Source organism: Arthrobacter sp. ov118 (genome assembly GCF_900116495.1).
In the GTDB taxonomy this organism is placed as follows: Bacteria; Actinomycetota; Actinomycetes; order Actinomycetales; family Micrococcaceae; genus Arthrobacter.
In genome coordinates, this window is record NZ_FPAY01000001.1 from 995,651 (window position 1) to 1,020,692 (window position 25,042).

Annotated in this window: 22 protein-coding genes; 17 read left to right on the top strand and 5 right to left on the bottom strand. The window is 67.5% G+C overall.

Going from position 1 to position 25,042, the window contains the following annotated elements:
* Positions 1-80: 80 nt before the first annotated feature.
* Complete coding sequence (locus BM372_RS04645; protein WP_090952462.1) at positions 81-836, bottom strand: IclR family transcriptional regulator; 756 nt, start codon at positions 834-836, stop codon at positions 81-83.
* A gap of 204 nt (positions 837-1,040) precedes the next feature.
* Here BM372_RS04645 and BM372_RS04650 point away from each other — a divergent pair, with 204 nt between their 5' ends.
* The 4 genes from BM372_RS04650 to BM372_RS04665 are packed head-to-tail and all read left to right on the top strand — an operon-like array spanning position 1,041 to position 6,289.
* Positions 1,041-2,468, top strand: a complete 1,428-nt coding sequence (locus BM372_RS04650; protein WP_090952465.1) for an NAD-dependent malic enzyme — start codon at positions 1,041-1,043, stop codon at positions 2,466-2,468.
* A gap of 35 nt (positions 2,469-2,503) precedes the next feature.
* On the top strand, positions 2,504-4,102 hold the full coding sequence (gene aceB, locus BM372_RS04655) for a malate synthase A (protein WP_090952468.1): 1,599 nt from the start codon (positions 2,504-2,506) through the stop codon (positions 4,100-4,102).
* Between the two features lie 3 nt (positions 4,103-4,105).
* Entirely contained in the window at positions 4,106-5,458 is a 1,353-nt protein-coding gene (locus tag BM372_RS04660) for a DUF6986 family protein (RefSeq protein ID WP_256214029.1), read from the top strand.
* Between the two features lie 18 nt (positions 5,459-5,476).
* Positions 5,477-6,289 carry a bifunctional allantoicase/(S)-ureidoglycine aminohydrolase gene (locus BM372_RS04665; RefSeq protein ID WP_090952470.1) on the top strand — a complete coding sequence of 271 codons (813 nt, stop codon included), beginning with the start codon at positions 5,477-5,479 and terminating at the stop codon, positions 6,287-6,289.
* Positions 6,290-6,305: 16 nt separating this feature from the next.
* Here the strand turns inward: BM372_RS04665 and BM372_RS04670 are convergent, their stop codons facing one another.
* A complete protein-coding gene (locus tag BM372_RS04670; RefSeq protein ID WP_256214030.1) occupies positions 6,306-7,730 on the bottom strand; it encodes an HNH endonuclease signature motif containing protein in 1,425 nt (474 codons plus the stop codon).
* 57 nt (positions 7,731-7,787) lie between these two features.
* Positions 7,788-8,585, bottom strand: coding sequence for an IclR family transcriptional regulator (locus BM372_RS04675; RefSeq protein WP_090952472.1), 798 nt, complete (start codon positions 8,583-8,585; stop codon positions 7,788-7,790).
* Positions 8,586-8,707: 122 nt separating this feature from the next.
* Between BM372_RS04675 and BM372_RS04680 the strand changes: the two genes are divergently transcribed.
* The 8 genes from BM372_RS04680 (at position 8,708) to BM372_RS04715 (ending at position 16,062) form a co-directional block, all read left to right on the top strand.
* Positions 8,708-9,211 carry a tripartite tricarboxylate transporter TctB family protein gene (locus tag BM372_RS04680; RefSeq protein ID WP_090952475.1) on the top strand — a complete coding sequence of 168 codons (504 nt, stop codon included), beginning with the start codon at positions 8,708-8,710 and terminating at the stop codon, positions 9,209-9,211.
* Positions 9,212-9,213: 2 nt separating this feature from the next.
* Positions 9,214-10,716, top strand: a complete 1,503-nt coding sequence (locus BM372_RS04685) for a tripartite tricarboxylate transporter permease (RefSeq protein ID WP_090952479.1) — start codon at positions 9,214-9,216, stop codon at positions 10,714-10,716.
* A gap of 61 nt (positions 10,717-10,777) precedes the next feature.
* Positions 10,778-11,779, top strand: coding sequence for a tripartite tricarboxylate transporter substrate binding protein (locus tag BM372_RS04690; protein ID WP_090952482.1), 1,002 nt, complete (start codon positions 10,778-10,780; stop codon positions 11,777-11,779).
* 115 nt (positions 11,780-11,894) lie between these two features.
* A complete protein-coding gene (locus BM372_RS04695; RefSeq protein WP_090952485.1) occupies positions 11,895-12,530 on the top strand; it encodes an RraA family protein in 636 nt (211 codons plus the stop codon).
* Between the two features lie 40 nt (positions 12,531-12,570).
* On the top strand, positions 12,571-13,356 hold the full coding sequence (locus BM372_RS04700; RefSeq protein ID WP_090952488.1) for an NAD(P)-dependent oxidoreductase: 786 nt from the start codon (positions 12,571-12,573) through the stop codon (positions 13,354-13,356).
* Between the two features lie 79 nt (positions 13,357-13,435).
* On the top strand, positions 13,436-14,773 hold the full coding sequence (locus BM372_RS04705) for a TRAP transporter large permease subunit (protein ID WP_090952491.1): 1,338 nt from the start codon (positions 13,436-13,438) through the stop codon (positions 14,771-14,773).
* Positions 14,774-14,785: 12 nt separating this feature from the next.
* A complete protein-coding gene (locus BM372_RS04710; protein WP_090952494.1) occupies positions 14,786-15,061 on the top strand; it encodes a hypothetical protein in 276 nt (91 codons plus the stop codon).
* The gene (locus tag BM372_RS04715; RefSeq protein WP_090952497.1) at positions 15,058-16,062 is read left to right on the top strand and encodes a cyclase family protein; all 1,005 of its coding nucleotides are present in this window, start codon (positions 15,058-15,060) and stop codon (positions 16,060-16,062) included. Before BM372_RS04710 ends, BM372_RS04715 begins: the two co-directional genes overlap by 4 nt.
* A 32-nt stretch (positions 16,063-16,094) precedes the next feature.
* Here the strand turns inward: BM372_RS04715 and BM372_RS04720 are convergent, their stop codons facing one another.
* Entirely contained in the window at positions 16,095-16,979 is an 885-nt protein-coding gene (locus BM372_RS04720; RefSeq protein WP_177235874.1) for an aminoglycoside phosphotransferase family protein, read from the bottom strand.
* A 389-nt stretch (positions 16,980-17,368) separates the two neighbouring features.
* Between BM372_RS04720 and BM372_RS04725 the strand changes: the two genes are divergently transcribed.
* From BM372_RS04725 to allB, 5 genes are all read left to right on the top strand, one after another.
* The gene (locus BM372_RS04725; protein ID WP_090952502.1) at positions 17,369-18,169 is read left to right on the top strand and encodes a hydroxypyruvate isomerase family protein; all 801 of its coding nucleotides are present in this window, start codon (positions 17,369-17,371) and stop codon (positions 18,167-18,169) included.
* On the top strand, positions 18,087-19,115 hold the full coding sequence (locus BM372_RS04730) for a 2-hydroxy-3-oxopropionate reductase (protein WP_371261697.1): 1,029 nt from the start codon (positions 18,087-18,089) through the stop codon (positions 19,113-19,115). Before BM372_RS04725 ends, BM372_RS04730 begins: the two co-directional genes overlap by 83 nt.
* A gap of 224 nt (positions 19,116-19,339) precedes the next feature.
* The gene (gene gcl / locus BM372_RS04735; protein ID WP_090952508.1) at positions 19,340-21,133 is read left to right on the top strand and encodes a glyoxylate carboligase; all 1,794 of its coding nucleotides are present in this window, start codon (positions 19,340-19,342) and stop codon (positions 21,131-21,133) included.
* 1 nt (position 21,134) lies between these two features.
* Positions 21,135-22,460 (top strand): glycerate kinase, encoded by a 1,326-nt coding sequence (locus tag BM372_RS04740; RefSeq protein ID WP_090952512.1) that lies wholly within the window; start codon positions 21,135-21,137, stop codon positions 22,458-22,460.
* Positions 22,453-23,796: an allantoinase AllB gene (gene allB / locus BM372_RS04745; protein ID WP_090952515.1), complete on the top strand. Its 1,344-nt coding sequence runs from the start codon at positions 22,453-22,455 to the stop codon at positions 23,794-23,796. Before BM372_RS04740 ends, allB begins: the two co-directional genes overlap by 8 nt.
* 81 nt (positions 23,797-23,877) lie before the next feature.
* Here the strand turns inward: allB and BM372_RS04750 are convergent, their stop codons facing one another.
* The gene (locus BM372_RS04750; RefSeq protein ID WP_256214032.1) at positions 23,878-24,870 is read right to left on the bottom strand and encodes a serine hydrolase; all 993 of its coding nucleotides are present in this window, start codon (positions 24,868-24,870) and stop codon (positions 23,878-23,880) included.
* Between the last annotated feature and the right edge of the window lie 172 nt (positions 24,871-25,042).

A 25,042-nucleotide genomic window follows, 5' to 3' on the forward strand; every position in this document is an offset into this window, starting at 1 on the left:
AGCCATGCATAAACGCCGTCCCAAGAGTGGCGGCCGGACGTCTCCGGAGCCAGGCAGCTGGGCCGCTTCCGGACTCACGCTCAGACTCTCTTCAGTTCCTCCGAGATCACCTGGGCCGCCTCCCGCAGCAGGGGCACGGCCTTGTCCGCGAAGGCCTGGTCCACCCGGGAGACGGGCCCGGAGACGGAGATGGCGGCCGGCGTCGGGGCATCGGGGATGGCCATCGCGAAGCAGCGCACACCCACCTCCTGCTCTTCCTCGTCAACGGAGTAGCCGCGCTGGCGGATGAGCCTCAGGTCTTCCAGCAGCGTATCGACGTCGCCGATGCTCTTCGGCGTGGGCGTCGGCATCCCCTGGCGTGCCACGATTCCGCGGACCTCGTCATCGCCGAGCTGGGCCAGGATCGCCTTGCCCATGCCGGTGGCGTGCATGTAGCCGCGCTTGCCCACCTCGGTGAACATGCGCATCGAGTGCAGCGATGGCACCTGGGCGACGTAGATGACCATGTCGGAGTCCAGGACGCCCATGTTGGCCGTTTCGCCCAGCCGGTCCACAAGCGATTTGAGCTGGGGCCTGGCCAGCGAGCCGAGCTGCTTGTTGGCCGCCTCGCCCAGGCGGATCAGCCGGGGCCCCAGCGCATAGCGCCGGTTGGGGAGCTGCCGGATGTACCCCAGGGACACGAGAGTGCGCAGGAGCCGGTGAATGGTGGGAAGGGGCAGGTCAGTGGCGTTGGACAGCTCGCTGAGGGTGACTTCCCCGCCTGCGTCGGTAATCAGTTCCAGAAGTTCAAAGACGCGCTCAACGGACTGCACGCCTCCCGAGGGCTTTTCAGCCATAGCCATTCTCTCCTGCGCAGGTCGGCATCGACATTTCTTATCCACATCGTGAAAGTGCAGATGGAAATCCAAGATACAGCACTCCATCGGGCATTACGGGAGCCGTCAAGGGTTGTTTTTCCATCAGACAGATAATAATATCCATAATACGAGAATATTTTTGGAAGTGAAAGAAGCCCCCACGGGCCATACGAGGAGGACTCAATGGCGAACCCCAGCCCCGGAAATTCGATCACCCTGCGCGTGGAGGCCCCATCCAGCGTCACCGCTACCGCCGAGTTGGCTGCAGCAGTCGGCGCCGCCGGAGCTGCCATCACCGCACTGGACGTTACGGAGTCCCATCACGCAACCCTCGTCGTCGACGTCACCTGTAACACCACGGACGACGAGCACGCCGTGCGCGTCAAGGACGCCCTGAACGCGCTCGACGGCGTCACGGTGCAGCACGTCTCGGACCGCACGTTCCTGATGCATCTGGGCGGCAAACTCGAGGTGGTGCCGAAGGTGGCGCTGCGCAACCGCGACGACCTCTCCCGCGCGTACACTCCCGGCGTCGCCCGCGTCTGCCTGGCCATCGCCGAAGATCCCTCCGCCGCCAGGAACCTGACCATCAAGCGCAACACGATCGCCGTCGTCACAGATGGCTCCGCAGTCCTGGGCCTGGGCAACATCGGCCCGGCCGCCGCACTGCCGGTCATGGAAGGCAAGGCCGCACTCTTTAAGCAGTTCGCCAACGTGGACGCCTGGCCGGTCTGCCTGGACACCCAGGACACCGAGGAGATCATCAAGATCGTCAAGGCCATCGCGCCTGTCTACGGCGGCGTGAACCTGGAAGACATCGCGGCCCCTCGCTGCTTCGAGATCGAGAACCGGCTCCGCGCGGAACTCGACATCCCGGTCTTCCACGACGACCAGCACGGCACCGCGATCGTCACGCTGGCCGCCCTGGTCAACGCCCTGCGCGTCGTGGACAAGCAACTCTCCGAGGTCATGATCGTGGTCTCCGGCGTCGGTGCCGCAGGTTCTGCCATCATCCAGCTGCTCAAGGCGCAGGGGGCACGCAACATCATTGCCGCGGGCCGTTCCGGAGCGATCCACTTCGATGAACAGTACGACGACGAGCACCGCACCTGGATCGCCGAGAACACCAATGAACGGGGCTTCTCCGGCACCCTGCACGAGGCACTCGCCGGCGCGGACGTCTTCATCGGCGTCAGCGCCCCGCACGTGATCGGCGAAGAACAGGTTGCATCGATGGCGGACAAGGCCATTGTGTTTGCCATGGCCAATCCCACTCCGGAAATCGACCCCGTGATCGCGGCCCGGCACGCCGCCGTCGTCGCGACCGGCCGCAGCGACTTCCCCAACCAGATCAACAACGTGCTGGCCTTCCCTGGCTTCTTCCGCGGGCTCCTGGACGCCGGCGTGTCCGACATAACGCCGGCGATGCTGGTGGCCGCCGCCGACGCCATCGCGAACCGGGTGGCCGACGATGAACTGAACGCCAGCTACATCATCCCCAGCGTGTTCGACCCCGAAGTTGCCGGCGACGTCGCCGCCGCGGTGGCCGCCGCGGCGCGGAACAGCGCCGCCCCAGCCCACTCGCGAGTCCACGCGCGCGCCCACGCGTGACCGGCAACCTTACTCAAGCCCAGGAAGGACCAGAAATGGCTCTCACCGTCACCGATCCACAGCCCGTCGAGCGGGCCGGGGAAATACTGACCCCGGAAGCGCTCGCCTTCGTCGAAGAACTGCACCTCCGCTTTGCCGGGACCCGGGCCGAGCTGCTCAAGGCACGCGCCCTCAAGCGCGAGCACGTTGCCCGGACCGGCCGCCTGGACTTCCTGCCGGAGACCAAAGAGATCCGCGACGCCGACTGGAGCGTGGCGCCGGCGCCCGCGGCCCTGCAGGACCGCCGGGTCGAGATGACCGGGCCGGCCGCCCCGGCCAAGATGGCCATCAACGCGCTGAACTCCGGCGCGAAGGTGTGGCTCGCCGACCTCGAGGACGCCAGCACTCCCACCTGGTCCAACGTGGTCGAATCGATCCTCAACCTCCGCGACGCCGCAGACGGAACCTTGAAGTACACCTCGCCCGAAGGCAAGGAATACGCGCTGCGCACCGACGCTCCGCTCGCCGTCGTGGTGGCCCGGCCCCGCGGCTGGCACATGGGCGAACGGCACCTGCTGATCGGCGGGGAACACACCATCGGCGCCCTGGTGGACTTCGGCCTGCATTTCTTCCACACCGCCCGGCGGCTCCTAGCCAACGGTCAGGGACCCTACTACTACCTGCCCAAAATGGAGAGCCACCTCGAGGCACGGCTGTGGAACGAGATCTTCGTCTTCGCCCAGGACTACATCGGCATCCCGCAGGGCACCATCCGAGCCACCGTCCTGATCGAGACCATCCCGGCAGCCTTCGAGATGGACGAGATCCTCTACGAACTCCGCGACCACGCCTCAGGCCTGAACGCCGGCCGCTGGGACTACCTGTTCAGCATCATCAAGTACTTCCGCGACGCCGGTGAAAGCTTCGTCCTGCCCGACCGTGCTTCGGTCGCCATGACGGCGCCGTTCATGCGCGCCTACACCGAGCTCCTGGTCAAGACCTGCCACCGCCGCGGCGCCTTTGCCATGGGCGGGATGGCAGCGGTGATCCCCAACCGGCGCGAACCGGAGGTGACCGCCCAGGCCTTCGAGAAAGTGCGGGCGGACAAGACGCGCGAGGCCGGCGACGGCTTCGACGGCTCCTGGGTGGCGCACCCGGACCTGGTGCCGGTCTGCCAGGAGGTGTTCGACTCCGTCCTGGGCGAGCGGCCCAACCAGCTGGACAAGCAGCGGCCCGAGGTCACCGTCACCGCCGACCAGCTGCTGGACATCCGTTCCGCCCAGGGCCAGGTGACTGAGGCAGGCCTGCGGCTGAACCTCTACGTGGCCGTGGCCTACACCGCGGTCTGGATCTCCGGCAACGGCGCGGTGGCCATCCACAACCTGATGGAGGACGCTGCAACGGCGGAAATCTCGCGATCCCAAGTCTGGCAGCAGATCCGCAACAGTGTGGTGCTTGCCGACACCGGCCGGACGGTCACCCGCGAGCTCGTCTCGGCGATCCTCGCCGAGGAAACCGAGGAACTGCGCGGCGAGGTGGGCGAGGAAGCGTTCGCCCGGCACTACCAGCCCGCCAGCCGCCTGATCGGTGACATCTGCCTGTCCGAGGACTACACGGATTTCCTCACCACCCCGGCGTACGAGCTGGTGGGCTAAGGCATGGCAGCCGCCTCCACCGGCGCCGGGCCACAGGCACCGAGCCTGAGACAGGGCCAGCCAAGGAGCCAGAGCCCGGGGACGCCGGCCCTTTCCGGGGCCGACCTCGCCCGGATCGATGCGCAGCTGGCCGACAGCGACCGGCTGCTGGAGCGCAACTACCCGGGCGATGACGGCTCCCGCCAGCCGGTGCACACGGTCTACGTTCCGGCCGACCGTTTCACCCCGGAGTTCGCTGCGGACTGGGGCGCCGAGGCCCTGGCGGCGGCGGACGCCCGCGGCGGGATCGAGAGCCTGTGCGCGCTGCAGGGCCAGGGCACCGAACTGGCCGCCGCGGTCGCGCCTCGGGTCCGGGCCAAGCTGGCACGCGAGCCCATCGAGGACCTCCGCCTGGACTTTGAGGACGGGTTCGGGGACCGGGGCGACGACGCCGAGGACGCCGCCGCTGTTGCCGCGGCGTCCGCCGTGGCCGCCGCCGTCGCCGCCGGCACCGCGCCGCCGTTCATTGGCATCCGCTTCAAGTGCTTCGAAGCCGCCACCCGCGCCAGGGGCCTGCGGACCCTGGACCTGTTCGTGTCGCAGCTGGCCGCGGCCAGTGACCTCCCGGACGGCCTCATCCTCACCCTGCCCAAGGTCACCACCGTGGCGCAGGTAGAGGCCATGGACTTCGCCGTGTCCCGCCTCGAGGAAGTCCACTCCCTGCCCGCGGGCAGGCTCCGCTTCGAGGTCCAGGTAGAGACCCCGCAGCTCATCCTGGGTCCGGACGGCACCTCGCCCGTGGCGCGCCTGCCGCACGCGGTGCCGGGCCGGATCAGCGGGCTGCATTACGGGACCTACGATTACTCGGCGTCGCTGCAGATTTCCGCCGAATACCAGTCTATGGAGCATCCCGTGGCGGACTTCGCGAAGGAAGTCATGCAGCTGGCTGCGGCGGGCACCGGCATCCGGCTCTCCGACGGCTCCACCAACATCCTCCCGGTGGGCGACAACGTGGAACAGGCCTGGCAGCTCCACGGCCGGCTGGTCCGCCGTTCCCTGGAACGCGGCTACTACCAGGGCTGGGACCTGCATCCGGCCCAGCTGCCCAGCCGGTTCGCCGCGACCTATGCCTTCTACCGGCAAGGGCTCCCCGCCGCCGCGTCCCGGCTCCGCAACTACGTGGAACAGACCGGCGGCAGCGTTCTGGACGAACCAGCCACGGCCCGCGCCCTGGCAGCCTTCGTGCTGCGCGGCGTCCAATGCGGTGCCGTCGGTGCCGACGAAGTCCTGGCGCTGGCCGGCGTCGGGCTCCCCCAACTCACCGCACTGGCCCATCCGCGGCTGGCCGCCTCCCCCACCCCTGAGCAAGCCTCCTGAACACAAAGGAACGCACGCATGAGCAACTACTTCTACCCCGAGGGCGGGCTTCCGCCGCAGACCCAGATCCTCTCGGACCGCGCCGTGGTCAAGGAGGCCTACACGGTCATCCCCAAGGGCGTGCTGCGGGACATCGTCACGAGCAACCTGCCGGGCTGGACCAACACCCGCTCCTGGATCCTCGCACGGCCCATCGCCGGTTTTGCCACGACCTTCTCGCAGCTGATCGTCGAGGTGGGCCCGGGCGGCGGCTCGGCAAAACCCGAGCCGGAGGCCGGCGTCGAAGGCGTCATTTTCCTGACCAAGGGCGCGCTGGCGCTGACCCTCGACGGGGAAATCCACCAGCTCGGAGAGGGCGGTTACGCCTACCTCGCCGCGGGGGCCCAGTGGTCCGTGGCGAACGAGTCCGGGGAGATCGCCAGTTTCCAGTGGATCCGGAAGGCATATGAGCCCCTCGAGGGCTACACGGCGAAATCCTTCGTGACCCGCGACCAGGACGTCGAACCGCGGCCGATGCCGGGCACCGACGGGGCCTGGGCCACCACCCGCTTCGTGGATCCGGACGACCTCTCCCACGACATGCACGTCAACATCGTCACCTTCAAGCCGGGGGCCTCCATACCCTTTGCTGAAACCCACGTCATGGAGCACGGCCTCTTCGTGCTCGAAGGCAAGGCGGTGTACCGGCTCAATGACGACTGGGTGGAGGTGGAGGCCGGCGACTTCATGTGGCTGCGCGCCTTCTGCCCCCAGGCCTGCTACGCCGGCGGCCCGGGCAACTTCCGCTACCTGCTGTACAAGGACGTCAACCGTCAGATCCGCCTGACCTGAGTCAGAACGGCGGTTCTTAGGCGGCCGTGGATGAGGCCCCGTCGGGGAAAGGGTCCACAGGTAGTGGTGGGCCAGGGCTGTCGGGGCCGTCCGCCCAGTCCGGGGATTCCCAGTCCGGGGGCTCCCAGTCCTGTTGTTCGCTGGGGTAGTACCGTCCCGAGGGCGAGATCCAGCCGGGTGGTTTGTCCCGGGTCGCCTCAACCGGATTCCAGCGTGTGGCGTGTTTGAGCCGGTGGTGCTTGGGGCACGGCTGGCCAAGGTTGGTGATGCCGGTGCCGCCTCCGTCGGACCAGGCCAGGAGGTGGTCCGCCTCGTTGTCCAGGGAGTGGTTGTTGCAGCCGGGGAAAGGACAGCGTCCGTCCCTCAGCCGCAGCCATTGGCGCATCGCTTTGGGAATCCTGTAGCTGGTCCGCCCGATCTCCAAGGGCGCGCCGCTACGCGGATCAGTCAATACCCGCAGGAAGGACGACGCACCGTCGCCGACAAGCCGGCGGGCCACGCTCGCCGGGACGGGCCCGTACCCGTCCAGCACAGCCGGTTCCTCACCGGCGCCCAGGAGCGATAGCACTGGAACGGTGACCAGCACCTGCGCCGTCGGCGACGGGGTTCCTTCCGCCACACCGCGCAGCAACCAGTCAGCGGTGATATCCGCGCGCAGCTGCGTCAGGGTCCGGCATTCGTCGGGGCCCTGCAGGGCCCGTGCCGCTTCAGTGGCCCGGGACCAGATACCACCCGCCGCCTCCGCGGGCAGATAAGAGGAGAGCCAGGCCATCCCGTCCCGGTCCGGGACGTACTCCAGCCGACGGTCCAAGGCACTCCGGGGGCGTCGTGCCTCGAGGCTGACCGGGTGGTGCCGTTCCCGCCAACTGCGCGCCTTCGCCCGCAATCGGGACGGCACAAGCTCGCCGGCAGGGCAGCCGCGCGCGGCCTGCGGAGCGTCCGGATCCAGGAAATGGCTCTCCAGGGCTGCGGCGGCCGCAGGCTCCAGTCCGGACGTTTCGTCGCACATCACCCGCGCGTGCTGCCAGGACACCGTGCCTGCCTGCAACGCGGCCAGGGTCCGCCGCAGCACCGTAGTCAGGGCGGCGGATGCAGCCAGGAGCGCCCGCGCCGTTCCTTCACTCACTGTCAGGGCGCAGGCAACCTCAGCTCTCACGGCCATCTCCTGGGCGGTGCGCTCCTGCGGGGACACGGCCGGTGCCGCCATGGCTTCGGCAGCGCCGGCGTATCCGGCGCTGAAGTGGACTTTCAAAGCGGCAAGCCGGGCCTCCATCTTGCCAACCTCAGCGATGCCGTCCAGGCAAGCCTCCGCCCGGCCCCACAGCGGGTCAGCACCCGCCGTGGCTGCTGCGTTCCCGGCATGTCGGCCGGCAAGAGCAGCCAACGCAGACAGGGAGGTCTGCATGGCCTCCACCGTCTCGACAACTGCCCTGTCATCCATACCCACAGTCTGCTGAGGGGGTGTGACAATAACGCGCGGTGCTGAGCCACGTGAAACTTAGTAGACGGTTCCCTCAAGCAGTTCCGCGAGCCGAGCCGCCGCGCGACGCAACTCGGGGATGCCCGCCTTCAGACCGTCCTCCGTGGCCGCTTCCACCGGACTGGTCAGGGCGATGGACTCACTCGGCAGTCCGGACCTGTTGATGGCGATCGCGACCGAAAGCACTCCAGTGGCGCGTTCGTCGGCCGAGTAGGCGTAGTCCGTTCCGGGTTCGGGAAGACGGGCCTTGAGCTCGGCCAGGCTGAAGGTTGGCGGTTCGTGTCCGGCCGCCACCGCGGCCTGCGCCACTTCCTGCAGATGGCTGTCCGGGGCCCCCGCAAGCAGGATCTTGCCGGCAGCGCCGACCGTAAGCGGAAGCCGCTTGCCCAGAGGCATGTCGTACCGGAGCGGGGCGTCGCCGTCGACGCGTGCCACCAGGATGCGCTCGAAACCGAGGCGGGTGTACAGAGAGGCGGTCATTCCCGTCTGCGCGGCGACCTGTTGCAGCACCGGACGGGACGAGGTCACCAGGGGATCGTTCTCCAGGTAGCTCCGCGCTGCGGGAAGCACGGCTGGCCCAATCCGGTATGTCTTGTCGATCTGGCTGACCATGCCGAAGTCCTGCAGGACCCGCAGGATCCGCAGAGTCGTCGGCAAACTCATGCCACAGGTCCTCGCCAGATCGCTCAACCGCTGGGGCCGGTCGGCCCGCTGCAGCTCGGCAAAAACCTCCATCGCCCGCGAGAGCGAGCGCATGTTCGAAGGCTTGGCGCCGTCTTCCGCTGCAGCGCCGGACTGAGTGCTAGTGACCGTCATTCTTTCATTCTATGTAACTTCCACCCACCGCGGCCGCGCTTGACAGTGCCTGTGGGCCGTGTCACTATTTCTTCTGACGTAAGAGACTTTCATTCTATGAAAGCATTTGGAAGGTAATTTTGATGACAACGGAGTCGACCTTGACCCAAGCCCCGGTCCGGGGAAGGCCAGCGCGCAGCGTTCTGGCCGGCATCGGCGCCTTCGGTGCCTTGGGCGTCTATGTACTCATTAGCTCTGTGGAACTCGGCCTTTGGACCTCCCTTGGTCCGGGACCCGGACTGTTCCCTTTCGCCATGGGCGCGGTGCTCGCCGCGATGTCCGTGCTGTGGCTGCTGCAGGAGCTCAAGAAGCCGAGCGCCGCGGCGGAAAGCGCCGACGGCGGCCTGGTGGTCGCCGTCGTCGTCAGCCTTCTGGTGCTGGCCGCGGTGCTGGACCTGCTCGGCTTCCAGCTAAGTATGTTCCTCTTCCTGATCTACCACCTGAGAATCCGGGGTAAGCGGACCTGGATCTCATCGCTGATCATCGCCTTGGCCGGAAGCGTCGGCGCGTTCTATGCCTTCAACTACGGACTGAACGTGGCCCTCCCCGTCTCAGCCATTCCCGCGCTGAACCTGATCGGACTTTAGTCATGGACACCCTCAATGAACTGCTGAACGGCTTCGCGGCCGCCCTGACCTGGCAAAACCTGCTATTCGCGTTCCTCGGCTGCCTGCTGGGCACCATCATCGGCGTGCTCCCGGGAGTCGGCCCCGTGGCCGGCGTCGCCCTGCTCATCCCCCTCACGCTGAACCTGGACCCGGCCGGCTCCATCATCATGCTGTGCGCGATTTTCTACGGCACGCAGTATGGCGGCACCATCACAAGCGTCCTCCTGAACACGCCGGGCGAGGCGTCGTCGGCGATCACCACTATCGACGGCTATGCGATGACCAAGCTCGGCCGCGCCGGCTCGGCGCTGACCATCGCCGCGGTGGGATCCTTTGTCGGCGGAACCATCGCCACCATCGGCCTTGTCGCCGCCGCCAAACCGCTGGGCGAACTTGGCCTTCTCGTCGGCCCGCCGGAGTTTTTCGCACTCATGGTCGTCGGGATCTCACTGCTGGTGGCGCTGGCCGGAAAATCCATGGTCAAAGCCCTCATCTCCGGCGCCTTGGGCCTGCTGATCTCCATGGTCGGCATCGATCCGGTCGCCGGCGCACCCCGCTTCACCTTCGGCATGGACCGGCTCCTGGACGGCGTCAGCTTCGTAGCCGTGATCGTCGGTGTCTTCGGGCTCTCGGAGATCCTGTCCCATCGCAAAGGCGCGGACGCACCGCTGGTTCACGCGCCCGGCTTCCGTTCCCTCCTGCCCACCGGCAAGGAATGGCGGCGCAGCGCCCCTGCCATGGCCCGCGGCACGGGAGTCGGCTTCGGACTCGGCCTGGTTCCGGGGATGACCGGATCCGTATCGTCCCTGCTGTCCTACGTGGCCGAAAAGAAGTTTTCCCGCCACCGCCACGAACTCGGCAAGGGTGCCGTTGAAGGCGTAGCCGGACCGGAAACAGCGAACAACGCGCACGCCAACGCCGCGTTGATCCCCCTGTTCACCCTCGGAATCCCGGCCTCCCCCACCATCGCCGTGCTCATGGGGGCCTTCCTCCAGCAGGGCCTCACGCCCGGTCCCAGCCTCTTCACTGAACACTCCGACATTGCCTGGGCCATCATCGCCAGCCTGTTCATTGGCAACGTCCTGCTGCTTCTGCTCAACGTGCCCCTGGTCGGTCTCTGGACCTCCATCCTGCGGGTCCCGGCGCCGATCCTGACGGCACTGATCCTGCTCTTCATGGTCATCGGCGCCTACACGATCAACTTCAGCGTCTTTGATGTCTTTGTCATGATCGGTTTCGGCCTGCTGGGCCTGGCCCTCAGGCACTTGGAGATCCCGCTGGCCCCCATGGTCCTCACCCTCGTGCTCGGCCCACTGATGGAACGCTCTCTGCGCGAATCCCTCGAAATCTCCCAGGGAGACTTCAGCGTTTTTATCAACCGTCCCATCTCCGCCGTGCTCATCGCACTGGGACTGCTGATCATCTGCAGCCCGCTGCTGAAGCTCCGCAAGCCCAAGGCCCTCACCGAAGACCCGGAAGCCTAAGCCCCCCGACCCCATCAAACCGTGCCCTCCACGGGCACGGACCACTTCAAAGGAGAAGAACTTGTCACGCAAGAAGATAACCACAGCCATCGCTGCAGCTGCCCTGATCGCCCTCACCGGTTGCGGCGCCAACGCCAGCGCCAACAGTGCAGCCTCCGGGGACGACTTCCCCAAGAAGGGCAAGTCCATTGACCTCATCGTTGCCTTTTCTTCCGGCGGCGCCGTGGACACGGCCGCCCGCCTCGTCCAGCCCGTCTTGGAGAAGGAACTCGGCACCAACGTCGAGGTCATCAACAAGCCAGGCGCCGGGGGCCAGATCGGCTACACCCAACTGACCAGCGCCAAGCCGGATGGCTACACCATCGGCGCAACCGGCTCCCCGTCCGTCGTCGTGTCCCCGCTGGACCCGGCCCGAGGCGCCAAGTACACCCGAGCCAGTTTCCAGCCGCTGGGCCGGCAGGTCATTGACCCTGCAGTCATCGCCGTCCAGCCGGACAGCCCCTACAAGACCCTGAAGGAACTGCTTGACGCGGCCAAGGCCCAGCCGAAGTCACTCACCGCCAGCACCACCGGGCTGCAGACCGGGGAACACTTCGCCCTGGCCCAGATCCAGGAAACCACCGGCGCCGAATTCGCACCTGTGCACTTTTCCGAAGGAGCGTCGCAGGCCACCACGGCCTTCCTCGGCAAGCACGTCAACGTCCTCGTGGCCAACGTCAGTGACGTGACCGACCTGACCAAGCAGAACAAGGCGCGCGTCCTTGGCATCATGACCACGGAGCGGTCACCGTCGCTGCCGGACGTGCCCACTTTCAAGGAATCCGGGTACGACGTCGAAGCCGGCACCGTCCGCGGCTACTCGGCACCCGCCGGCCTGCCGGATGCCGTCGCCAAGAAGCTTGAGGCTGCCCTGCAGAAAGCCATCGAAGACCCGGAAGTGGTCAAGAAGATGAACGCGCTCGGCCTGCAGACCAGCTACCTCTCCGGCAAGGACTACGAGACGTTCTGGGCCGGACAGGAGGAGGACTTCAAGAAGGTCCTGCCCCTGGTTCAGAAAAAGTGATTAGTCCAGAAAAAGTGACTGGTCCATAAAAAGTGACCACCCAGACGAAAAACTGACCCGGAACGCAGCCTGACCCGCCCCGTTCCGCCCCGACACCACTAGGGAAAACACCGCCATGACAACCCCCGCCGCCCTTCAGGACGCTGCCACGTCCTTCACCCGCCCGGATCCTGAGCTGATCGACAGGCTGGCCAAGCTGCCCGCTGCCAACATCGGCGATGCCGTGGACCGGCTCGGAGTCGCCGACTCCGCGATCCAAGCGATCTGGCCCGGCGCGAAAATCGCCGGACCCGCCTTTACGGTCTGGACCCGCGCAGGCGACAACCAGGGCATCCACCGCGCCCTGGAGCTCGCTCAGCCCGGGGACGTGATCGTCGTCTCCGGCGGCGGTGACGAGTCCCGCGCCCTCCTGGGCGAGCTGATCGGCGAGCGCGCCATCAACCTCGGCATCGCCGGATTCGCCCTTGACGGTGCGGCACGCGATGCCGAGGCCCTCGGTGAAATCGGCATGCCGGTCTTCGCCCGGGCCATCACGCCCGCCGGCCCCTATAAGAACGGGCCCCACCGGCTCGGCGGTCCCGTGGCCTTCGGCGGCGTACCCGTCCTGCCCGGCGACATCATCATCGGCGACTCCGACGGCGTCGTGGTCATCCCCCGGGAGCAGGCGGCGGCCGTGGCGGAAGCGGCGGAAGCCGTGTTCGCCGACGAAACCAACCGCCGCGCGTCGATCATCGCCGCCCGCGGCCAGTAAGCGCCTCGGCCACTAAGCCAGCAAGAAGGAAAGAAAGCTCATGACAAACTGCACCATCATCGGCCTGGGCGAAGCAGGAGCAGCCTACGCCGAAGCACTGGCGGCCGCCGGCCACCGGGTCACGGGGTTTGACCCGGTGGCCCCCGCCACCCCGCCGGGAACAATCCGGGCAGCGACCGCCGCTGAAGCCTGCCAGGACGCCGAAATCGTCCTGGTGCTCACCGGCGCGGCCGCTGCCCGCAGCGTCGCGAAGGACTGCCTGCCGGCGCTCCCGGCAGGCAGCACCTACGCGGATTTCACCTCGTCCTCCCCCGCGGTCATGCAGGAACTCGGCCGGCATCCCGGCCAGGCGCTCTTCGCCGACGTCGCGATCCTCGGGCCCGTCGCCGCGCTCGGCGTCAAGACTCCCCTCATGGTCAGCGGCCCGGGATCGGCTGCCGTCGCGGAGCTGTTGACGCCGCTGGGGGCCGAGGTTGAGATTGCCGACGGCGGCCCGGGGGCGGCCATGTCCCACAAGCTGCTGCGCAGCGTCCTGATGAAAGGCCTCGCCTCGGTGGTGGTCGAAGCCGTCACCGCCGGCCGGGCTGCAGGGCTCGAGGAATGGATCCGGGAGCAAATCGCCCGCCAGCTCGCCGGCGACGGCCAGGCCGTCATCGACAGGCTCCTCACCGGAACGTCCAAGCACGCCGTCCGACGGTCCCGGGAAATGCAGGACACGGCAAACTACCTTGCCGAGCTCGGCGTCCCCGCAGAAATGACGACCGCCTCAGCTGCAGCGCTGACACGCATCGCAACAGCACCGGCCCCCGAGGCTGCCCTGCGCTGAACGCGCATAAGGCAGAATCGATGAATAGGGAATCAACGATGAACCCTGAAGCACACCAAAACCCCGAAGGAGCAGCCCGATGATCGGCATCTGGGCCCTGGGAGCCTATCTGGCCGTCATCCTGCTGTGGACCACCGTCATCAAACGCAGCGTCGGCGAAGCGATGCTCCTCGGATTCCTCGCTGTCCTTCCCTTCACCGGGACCGCCGCCGGCCAGACCGGCTGGAACGCCCTCTACGCGGCCGTAACCGATGAGATCGTCTATGCCACGATGGCGTTCGTCTTCATGGGTTATCTGCTGGAGCGGACCGGGGTGCTGGACCGGCTCATCGAACTGTTGAACTCCCTGATCGGTGGGATGAAGGGTGGTCCTGCCTGGGTCTCCACCATCGCATCGGCCGGGTTGGGCGGCGTGGTCCACAACCAGGCGGCGATCGCTGCCACCGTGGGTTCGGTGACCATCCCGTGGATGGAAAAGTCCCGTCTCGATAAGCCGTCCGCGGCAACGCTCGTGGCAGGCAATGCGGGAATGGGCATTACGTTCCCGTTCAGCGCGTCCATGTTCGTCCTGGTCGGATCCGCCACCGTCGGGCCGCTGCTTCAGGTCAACGATCTTGTCATTCCGCTCCTGGTCGGCGGGCTCTGGTGCTTCCTGCACCGCATGATCGTCACCTATGTGCTGATCCGCCAGTCCGACATGGCACCCGTCGATGCGGCCGACCGAACACCCGTCCGGCGGGCGTTCGCCCAGGGCTGGGCCACCCTGCTCCTGTTCATCGTTGTGGCCATCCCGCTGATCATTACCTCCGGGGCCATCGCCGACTTCCTGTCCGGCTGGACGGGCTCCGACGTGACCAAGTCCATCAGCATCATCGTCTGGATCCCTGTGGTCCTCATCATCACCGGCCTCATCCTGGGCCGGCGCCGGCTGCCGCGCGGCAGGAAGGCCTGCTGGGACTTCCTGCAGCAGTCCGCACCGCGTTTCGGCGTCGTCGGTGTCACGGTGGTCTTCGCCTTCGCCGGCGCCAACGCCCTGGCCGCCACCGGACTGCCCAAGCAAATGACGGCACTGCTGAACCAGTTCAACCTGCCGCTGTGGCTGCTGGCCATCCTGATCGGGCTGATTGTCATCGCGGTGGCCGCGCCCCTCTCCGCGACGGCGACGATGGCCGCCGTCGGAACCGTAGGTGTTGCCACCCTAGTCGCCGCCGGTGTGCCGGCCACCACCGCGGCGGTCGCCGTACTGGTGTTCTCCTCCTGCGAGGCGGCCGTCCCGCCCGGCGGCGCACCGTTGTACGTCGCCTGCGGGATCGCGGATGTGGACCCGATCAAGACTTTCGCCCGCCTGTTCGCACTCTACGCCCTGCCGCTGCTGGCCATCGGGGTGCTGATCGCCGTCGGCGTTCTCCCCGTCTAAGGAACAGAAATAATGCAGAAGTTTCGACACATCATCAACGCTGTCTTCGTCGTCAGCCTGGCGGCGCTCCTCCTCGCGGGAATCGTCTTCGTTGCGGGACAGGCGCTGGCCCTGCTCACCGGGCAGGGCGGCTGGCTGGCAATCCTCAACGACGCCGTCAAGGGTCCGGCGTGCATCGCCGCCTCCGTCTGCGCCATCGCCGGGTTCCTGCTCAGCTACAGTGCGGAAGAAAAGAAGGCAGAAAAAAAGCTACGGAACCAGCCGCAGCAGGAAGCACGGCTGCCATGACGGCCCCCGACTCCAGCACCGACGCCGGGGACACGACCTACCCCTCCCACCAGGATCTGCTGGAACGCGCCGGCCGACTCGCCGGCACCTCGTGGGGCCTGTTTCCCGACGCCGAGCGCGGCACCCCGTCCTTCATCCAGCCCCGGACAGTCAAGGAGGCCGCCAGTTGCATCAGAACCGGAACCGTCTTCGGCCTGGACTATCCTGCCGACGCTTTCGACCCCGGCATGTCCCTGAAACGGCGGGCACCCCGGCACACCATCTACTCGGCACACCCCGCCCACCGGGATGACTACCTCGACGGGTACTACCTTCAGGGATCCACCCAGATCGACGGCCTCCGGCACCGCCGGGCCGACGACATCGGCTTCTACAACGGCACCCCGGACGAGGAGATACGCGAAGGAACAGCCGCCCTCGGAATCCAGGCCTGGGCTGAACAACCCATCGCCGGCCGGGGCGTGCTGGTGGACATCGACGGCTACTGCAGAGACCTGGGCACACCCATCGACCACGCCGGCGGACAGCCCCTCGGCCTCGGGCTCATCCAGGCCGCCGCCCGCGCGCAATCCCTCACCTTCCAGCCGGGCGACATCCTGATGCTGCACACAGGCTGGTGCGAATGGTTCCTTGCTCTCCCGCCCGAGGACAAGAACACCCTCCGTGACAGCCGCCGGGCCACCGGCATCGAACAATCAGCAGAGTTCGTCGCCTGGGCCTGGGACAGCCAGCTCGCCGTCCTCGCCGCGGACAACTTTGCCGTCGAATGCCTCCCGCCGGTTCCGGCCAGCCCCTACCGCGTCACGGCACCGAACGACCACGGCATGATGCACCAGCAGTTCCTCGCCAAGCTCGGCCTGCCCCTGGGCGAACTCTGGAACCTCGGCCCGCTCAGCCGGCACATGAAGGCCGCCGGCAGCTGGGACGCACTTGTCACCATCAAACCGCTGAACATCACGGGGGCAACCGGGTCACCGGCGAACGCCACGGCCATAACCTAGCTCGGGATCACGGTGGGAACCACCCGCCGAACTCAGCCTTCCAGGACTTGCAGGATCCCGAACTCGCCCACCGAGAACATCCGCGGATTGTCGTCGGAATTGCTCAGCATGGCCGTGGACAGGACCAGAGCCCAGCCACGGGCCCTCGTCCAGGTGTCCCGGTCAACTGAGGAGCCAAAGGCGTCGAGAAAGCGTTGGCGGGCGCCGGCGTCGAACATCAACCATCCCACGGCGAGATCCACCGCCGGGTCCCCTGCCCCGACATCGCCGAAATCGATCACGCCGGCCAGTGAACCGTCGGTCTCCAGCAGAATGTTGCCCGGGTGCAGGTCGCCGTGGAGCATCATCGCCGGGCCCTTCCATGCTCCGGCGGCACGGGCCCGCACCCACAGGGCTCCCAGCTCCGCTGCCCGGGGGTAGCGTTCCCTGTCCTCAAGCCTTTCCCGTACGGCCGCATCGCGGTCCCCCAGCGGCACACCGCGGAAAGGATTCACCGGGACTCCTGCGTCGGCGGGCACGTGGAGGGACAGAAGAAAGGCGGCAAGGCCTTCGGCGGCCGGCCCGCGGTCCGCTGGCCCGACGTCGGCTGCCGGGGCACCGGGAACCCACCGCACGATGCTCCACGGCCAGGGAAACTCCGGCGACGGCCGGCCGGCGTGGACGGGGACCGGCACCGGGACCGGCGACCGCTCGGCGACGCCGGGAAGGTACCGCTGCTCATGCAGGATCAGCGGTACGGCCTCGGCACGGCGGGGCAGCCGGACGGCCAGATCATCCCCAAGCCGGAAGGTCCCGTTGTCCCAGCCATTGGCAACCCGCACCAGCGCGCGGCCGGCGAGGTCGGGCCGTTGGTCCCGGAGGAGGGAACGGACGACGGCGGCGCTTACCTCCACGGTGGCTGGTGGCATTCCTGCCAATCGGGCTCCGCCTTCCTTCTCGATTACACATGCTGCATCCACGGTTACATCGACGGTGCGAGTCTGACTGTACGCCCGCGGCGCGCACGGGCCGCGACGGCGGCGAGCCACATCAACGCGACGATGGGCATCGAGAGCGCCCGATGCTGTCGGCGAGAGGGTTGACTGCCGCCCAGCCCGCCCCTAGACTTTTCATAAAGCAAGATATTGTTTCCACAATACGAAATATTTGATTGAAAATGCGGTTCTGTAAGTGGAAATGCCGGTTCAACTGCCGACTCAAAGTGCCCGCAGAAGTGACTTCCACTGCAGCCCCGGGAAACAATGTCGAGAAGCCGTCCGCCAGGACCCGCCGGAGCCGCTCCGGCGCACAGCCCAAAGGAATCACAATGACGTACTCCGTGAACTGCTCCATCCTCCTGACGGAGCTTCCCCTGCTGGACCGCCCGGCCGCGGCGAAGGCTGCCGGTTTTGACGCCGTCGAGTTCTGGTGGCCGTTTGAATCCTCCGTCCCCGCCGACGCAGAGATCAACCGCTTTGAGAACGCCATCACCGACGCCGGCGTGCAGCTCACGGGCCTGAACTTCAATGCCGGCGACATGCCTGGCGGAGACCGGGGCCTCGTGTCCTGGATGGGCCGCGGCTCCGAATTCCAGGACAACGTCGACGTCGTCGCCGGGATCGGCGGGCGCCTCGGCTGTACCGCCTTCAACGCCCTCTACGGCAACCGCCAGGAGGGGCACTCCCCGGAGGCGCAGGACGAACTGGCCGTCACCAACCTGGCGGCCGCAGCGGCCGCCGTCGCCCGGATCGGCGGGACGGTGCTGCTGGAGCCGGTCAGCGGCGCACCCCGCTACCCTCTGCTGACCGCGGCGGCCGCGCTCGGCGTCATCGCCCGGGTCAAGGACCAAACCGGCGCTGACAACCTCAGGCTCCTCGCCGACTTCTACCACCTGTCAGTCAACGGCGAGGACGTCGGCGCCGTCATCGAACACCACGCCAAGGACTTCGGCCACATCCAGATCGCCGACAGCCCGGGCCGCGGCGCCCCCGGAACCGGGAACCTGCCGCTCGGCGAATGGATCACCCGCAGCCGCGAACTCGGCTATGCGGGCTACATCGGCCTCGAATACAAGGAACCCGCCGAGACCGCCTTCACCTGGGCAATCCGCCAGGACGTCGCCGGTTAATCCCCACCCGCTCCCTGGCGGCGTGGGCCACCGGCCGCCACACCAGACTTTCAGTAAGGAAGAACAGATGAGCAACGTTGCAGTGATCGGACTCGGCATCATGGGCCTGCCCATGGCCATCAACCTCGTCAAGGCCGGCCACACGGTCACCGGCTTCAACCGCAGCCAGGACAAGGTGGACAAGTTGGCTTCGGAAGGCGGCCGGGGTGCCGCCAGCATCGGTGAGGCCGTCAAGGATGCCGACGTCGTCATCACCATGGTGCCGGATTCCCCCGACGTCGAAGCCGTCGTCACCGGCCCCGACGGCGTCTTCGCCAACTCCCGCAAGGGCACCTTGTGGATCGACGCGTCCAGCATCCGCCCCGACGTCGCCAAACGCCTGGCCGACGAGGCCCGGGCCGCCGGGATCCGTCCCCTCGACGCACCGGTTTCCGGCGGCGAACAGGGCGCCATCGACGCCGCCCTCTCCATCATGGTCGGCGGCGAGGCAGCCGACTTCGAGGCAGCCCGGGACGTCCTGGACGCCGTCGGCAGGACCATTGTCCACGTCGGTCCCTCCGGTTCCGGCCAGACGGTGAAGGCGGCGAACCAGCTGATCGTGGCCGTCAACATCGAGGTCCTTGGCGAGGCGATCGCATTCCTCGAGGCCTACGGCGTGGACACCGACGCCGCACTCAAGGTCCTCGGCGGCGGCCTGGCCGGATCCAAGGTGCTGGACCAGAAGGGCCAGAAGATGCTGGACCGCAACTTCGACCCCGGCTTCCGCCTGGCCCTGCACCACAAGGACCTCGGCATCGTCACGGCCGCCGCCCGGGAGGCCAACGTGGCCGTCCCCCTCGGCGCCGTCGTCGCGCAGCTCGTCGCCGCCACCGTCAACCAGGGCGACGGCGGACTGGACCACTCCGGGCTCTTCAAGCAGGTCCTCCAGCTCAGCGGCCGCAACTAGCCGCACCGCCGGCCACCTCCCCGGCCGGCCACCTCCGCCTCACTGCCACTTCCCGGCCCCGCCGCGGGGCACATTTGACACGAAATGTCGGCCCGCCGTCGGCGTTTCCCGTCCCCCAGGCCGTCAATATACCTCCGACGGCATAGGGCTTCCTTCAGCACACCCAAAATTGGCCCGCAGGGGCAATCCCCGCAGGGACATTTCAGACTTTCAAGGAGCACACCATGACCAAGATGCGCACCGTAGACGTTGCCGTCGCCATTCTGGAAAAGGAGGGTGCCACCGAGGCGTTCGGCCTCCCCGGCGCGGCGATCAACCCGTTCTATTCGGCCATGCGGGCCCACGGCGGCATCCGCCACACCCTGGCCCGCCACGTCGAGGGCGCCAGCCACATGGCTGACGGGTACTCCCGGTCCGGCGATGGCAAGATCGGCATCTGCATCGGCACCTCGGGTCCCGCGGGCACCGACATGATCACCGGGCTGTATGCGGCCTGGGCCGACTCCATCCCGATGCTCTGCATCACCGGCCAGGCGCCGGTGGCGAAGCTCCACAAGGAAGATTTCCAGGCCGTGGACATCGAATCCATCGCCAAGCCCGTCACCAAGATGGCCATGACCGTCCTGGAACCCGGCCAGGTCCCCGGCGCCTTCCAGAAGGCCTTCCAGCTGATGCGCTCCGGCCGGCCGGGCCCGGTCCTGCTGGACCTGCCCATCGACGTGCAGCTGGCCGAAATCGAGTTCGACATCGACGCCTATGAGCCGCTCCCCGTGGAGAAGCCGCGGGCCAGCCGCAAGCAGCTCGAAAAAGCACTGGGCCTGCTCACCGCGGCCCGCCGCCCGCTGATCGTCGCCGGCGGCGGGGTCATCAACGCCGGAGCGTCCGGACAGCTGGTGGAACTGGCCGAACTGCTGGGCGTTCCGGTGATCCCCACCCTGATGGGCTGGGGTGCGATCCCGGATGACCACGAGCTCATGGCCGGCATGGTGGGCCTGCAGACCAGCCACCGCTACGGCAACGAGACCTTCCTGCACAGCGACTTCGTGATCGGGATTGGCAACCGCTGGGCCAACCGCCACACCGGCGGCCTGGAGACCTATACGGCCGGCCGCAAGTTCGTCCACATCGACATCGAGCCCACCCAGATTGGCCGCGTATTCTCCCCGGACCTGGGCATCGCGTCCGACGCCGGAGCCGCCCTCGCCGGGCTGGTCGGCCTCGCCCTGGAGCGCAAGGCCGCCGGCACCCTGCCGGACTACAGCACCTGGGTTGCCGAGTGCGCTAACCGCAAGGCCACCCTCCACCGCAAGACGCACTTCGAGAACATCCCGATCAAACCGCAGCGCGTCTACGAGGAGATGAACCGGTCCTTCGGCCCCGAAACCACCTACGTCTCCACGATCGGCCTGTCCCAGATCGCCGGCGCCCAGATGCTGCATGTCTTTGGTCCGCGCAAGTGGATCAACGCGGGCCAGGCCGGACCGCTTGGCTGGACCGCGCCGGCCGCCCTGGGCGTGGTGCGCGGCAAGCCGGACGAGACCGTGGTGGCGCTCTCCGGCGACTACGATTTCCAGTTCATGATCGAGGAGCTGGCCGTGGGCGCACAGTTCAACCTGCCGTACATCCACGTGGTGGTCAACAACTCCTACCTCGGGCTGATTCGCCAGTCCCAGCGCGGCTTTTCCATGGAACAGAACGTGTCCCTGGCTTTCGAGAACATCAACTCACCCGCCGTGGACGGAAGCCTGGCCAGCGGCTACGGTGTGGACCACGTCAAGGTTGCCGAGGGACTGGGCTGCAAGGCCGTCCGCGTCGAGGACCCCAACGAGCTCGGCGCCGGCCTCGACCAGGCCAAAGCCCTAGCCAGCGAGTTCAGGGTCCCCGTCGTGGTGGAAGTCATCCTGGAGAAGGTCACGAACATCGCCATGGGCACGGAGATTAACGCGATCAACGAGTACGAGCCCCTGGCCGAGTCCGCCGAGGACGCCCCGACCGCCATCCTGGCCCTGCAGGCCTGAGATGCGGGTAGTCATTGCGCCGGACAAGTTCAAAGGCTCGCTCACGGCACCGGGCGTTGCCCGGCACCTTGAAGCGGGGCTCCACGCGGCGGCCCGCGGCGGCGGACAGATCAGTAACCTTGAGGTGCTCCGGATACCAGTTGCCGACGGCGGCGAGGGCACCCTCGATGCCGCCGTCGGCTCCGGCTTCACCCGCCGCAGCGCCCTCGTCAACGGACCCACTGGTGTGCCGGTCCGCGCGGAATACGCCGTCCGCGGACATGTTGCCGTGATCGAGATGGCCGCCGCCTCCGGGCTCGCCGTCCTGCCCGGCGGCAGCGCCGGCGGCAGCGTTGGGGGCGCCGCCGGCAGTGTTGGGGGCGCCGCCGGCGCACCGGATTCGGCGAGCGCCAGAGGCGCGAGCAGCCTGGGCACCGGCCAGCTGATCCGAGCCGCACTCGACGCCGGGTGCCGGCAAATCATCCTCGGCGTCGGCGGCAGCGCCAATACCGACGGCGGCGCCGGCGTCCTGCAAGGTCTGGGCGCGAGGCTGCTCGACGCCGACGGCCGTGAGCTGCCGCTTGGCGGGGCGGTCCTCGCCCGGCTGGCCTGGATCGACTTCTCCGGGTTCGACCCCCGCCTGGAGGGGGCCCGCTTCGTCCTCGCCAGCGACGTCGATAACCCGTTGCTCGGCCCGTCCGGTGCCGCCCGCATCTTCGGCCCGCAAAAGGGCGCCACCCCCGCCGACGTGCAGCTCCTCGACGAGGCTCTGGCCCACTTCGTGCAGGTCCTGGCCGCCGAGATCGGTCCCCGGGCTCTGCGGGCCGCCGATGCTCCGGGCGCAGGGGCAGCCGGCGGCGTCGGCTACGCCGCCATCGCGGCACTGGCCGCGACCCGCCGGCCGGGCATCGACGTCGTCCTTGAATTTAGCAGGCTGGCCGCGCAACTGGCCGGCGCGGACCTGGTGATCACCGGCGAAGGCAGCCTCGACGAACAAAGCCTGCTCGGCAAGACGCCCATGGGCGTCGCGCGGGCGGCGGAGCGGGCAGGGGTTCCGGTGGTGGCCGTCTGCGGCCGCACCACGCTGACGCCCGAACAGCAGAAGATTTCCGGATTTCGGCGGGTCTACCCGTTGACCTCGCTGGAGGCCAGAGTAGAAATGTGCATAACCGAAGCAGGTCCCCTGCTTGAACAATTGGGTCAGCAAATCGGCGCGGAACTGCCGGACCTGGTTCCGGGCACCGTCCAAATATGCACCGTCCAAACGGGCACCGTCGAAACAGGCACCGTCCAAACGGGCACCGCGCCAGCGGAAAGTGTCCCCACAAAGGAGTCCCTGAATGTCTGAAGACAGCTTTGACCTCGTCATCCGGGGCAAGCGCATTCTCACGAGCGCCGGCATCGCGGCCCGTGAAGTCGGTGTGCGCGGCGGCGTGATCGTCGCCATCGAGCCGCTCGGCATAGGACTTTCCGGTGCCGAGGTCATTGATCTCGCCGACGACGAAACGCTTCTCCCGGGGCTGGTGGACACGCACGTGCACGTCAACGAGCCCGGCCGCACCGAGTGGGAGGGCTTCGCGTCGGCCACCCGGGCGGCCGCGGCCGGCGGAGTAACCACCATCATTGACATGCCGCTGAACTCCATCCCGCCCACCACCACCGTGGAAGGGCTCAAGCTCAAGCGCGAGGTGGCCGAGGACCAGGCGTTCGTGGACGTCGGGTTCTGGGGCGGCGCCGTGCCCGGGAACAAGGCGGAGCTGCGCGGCCTGCACGACGAGGGGGTATTCGGTTTCAAGTGTTTCCTGCTGCACTCCGGTGTGGACGAGTTCCCGCACCTGGAAGCGGACGAGATGGAAGAGGACATGGCCGAGCTCAAGTCCTTTGACTCCCTCATGATCGTCCACGCCGAGGACGCCCACGCGATCGACCACGCACCCCACCCCGGCGGCGACCACTACGCCACCTTCCTGGCCTCCCGCCCCCGCGGCGCCGAGAACAAGGCCATCGCCGAGGTGATCGAACGCGCCCGCTGGACCGGCGCGCGTGCGCACATCCTGCACCTGTCGTCGTCGGACGCGTTGCCCATGATCGCCAGCGCCAAGCGCGACGGCGTCCACCTCACCGTGGAGACCTGCCCGCATTACCTCACCCTGACGGCAGAGGAAATCCCCGACGGCGCCACCGCCTACAAGTGCTGCCCGCCGATCCGCGAGGCCGCCAACCGCGAACTGCTCTGGGCCGGCCTACTGGACGGCACCATCGACTGCATCGTCTCGGACCACTCCCCGTCCACCCTTGACCTGAAAGACCTGGAAAACGGGGACTTCGCTGTGGCCTGGGGCGGCGTCTCCTCGCTGCAGCTGGGCCTGTCGCTGATCTGGACTGAGGCCCGGCACCGCGGAATCCCGCTGGAGCAGGTGGTGTCCTGGATGGCCGAGAAACCGGCCGCCCTGGCACGCCTGGCCAACAAGGGCCGGCTCGCGCCCGGGTACGACGCCGACTTTGCGGTCTTCGCGCCGGACGAGGCCTACGTCGTGGATGTCTCCAAGCTCAAGCACAAGAACCCCGTCACCCCCTATGACGGCAAGGCGCTGTCCGGCGTCGTCCGGCAGACCTACCTCCGCGGCACCATGGTCGACGGCCGGACGCCGACCGGCAAGCTGATCCGCCGCGGCGGCGTATGAGCCAGGCGGTCACGGCCGGGCCGGGATCCACCGTTCACGGAAGACCCAGCGCGGGCCTTGCACGGACTTAACACGACCTAGCTAAAACAAGGCGTCAGTCACCGTTTTCGTGATCTGGTGGATTACCTCGGTGCGTTCGGGATCATCGCTGAGGCCTTGGCCCTTGGTATAGATCACCAGGGCATAGGCCCTGTCACCTTGGGCGAGGATGCCGACGTCGTGCAGTTCAGGGCCCAGCAGCCCGTACTTATGAAAGACCGTGATCCCTTCCGGCACAGCGGCGGGAATGAGCGTCTCGTAGTTGGTGTCCTGCATGTAGGACAGCAGCTGGGCGGTGTCCTCGGCGTTCAGGAGTGTTCCGGAGTAGACCCCGGCCAGGACGGTGGCCATCTCGGCGGGGGTCAGCGTGTTGGTTTCCGGGTCGTAGTCCACGCCGATCGATGCCGCGTACTGGGTCAGTTCCGCGTGGCCCACCGCGTTCATGATCAGCGACCACGAGTCGTTGTCGCTTTGCTGGATCATTTCGCGGAGTTGGAACCCGGACGTGTAAGCCCCCATCGGGTCATCGAGGGTGGCGGCGCCGGTTTCCACCAGGTGGTAGTAGGCTGCGGCGGCCAGGACTTTGGCGGTGCTGGCCGCTACGAATGCATCCCGGACCCCATACTCGTGGACATCGTTCGCGGAGCCGGCGCCGGAGGACACGTCCATCAGTGCCACACCGATCTGGTACTGGCTGTTGGCCTCGAGAACGGCGTTGATTTTCGAGTCCAGCGCCTCGTCGATGCCCGCAACCGGTGCGGTCGCCGGGGCCGACGCATTGGGGCCGGCTGACGCCGAGGCGCTGCCGCCCGCCCCGGGAACGCCTGCGATGAAACCGGTGGCCGCCATCGTCGTTCGTGCCTCCGCGGTCGAGAAAAAGCCGGCCGCCAGCGCGACGGCGAGCGCTGCGGCGCAGGCGGTCCCAACCAGGAGGCGCGGCCGCCCGGCCAGCCAACCGGGCCTGCTGCCCTCAGTTCCGCTGCCTGCGGTGCGCCGGGATCCGGCTGCTCGTTGCGGTGGCGTGTGCTGTTCCATAGTGGTTCCACTTTAGCCACGGCAGCTATGTCTGAGCTTTGAAAAGGCTGTCAGCGCGGGACGGCCGGCACTGTGTGGACGCGTAACCGCCTTCGTCGCCATCGAGGACATGCGGGCCGCCGACCGTCTGGCCAGCGGCTTTATCGTGAACGGCGGGCGTTCCCCAAGCCGA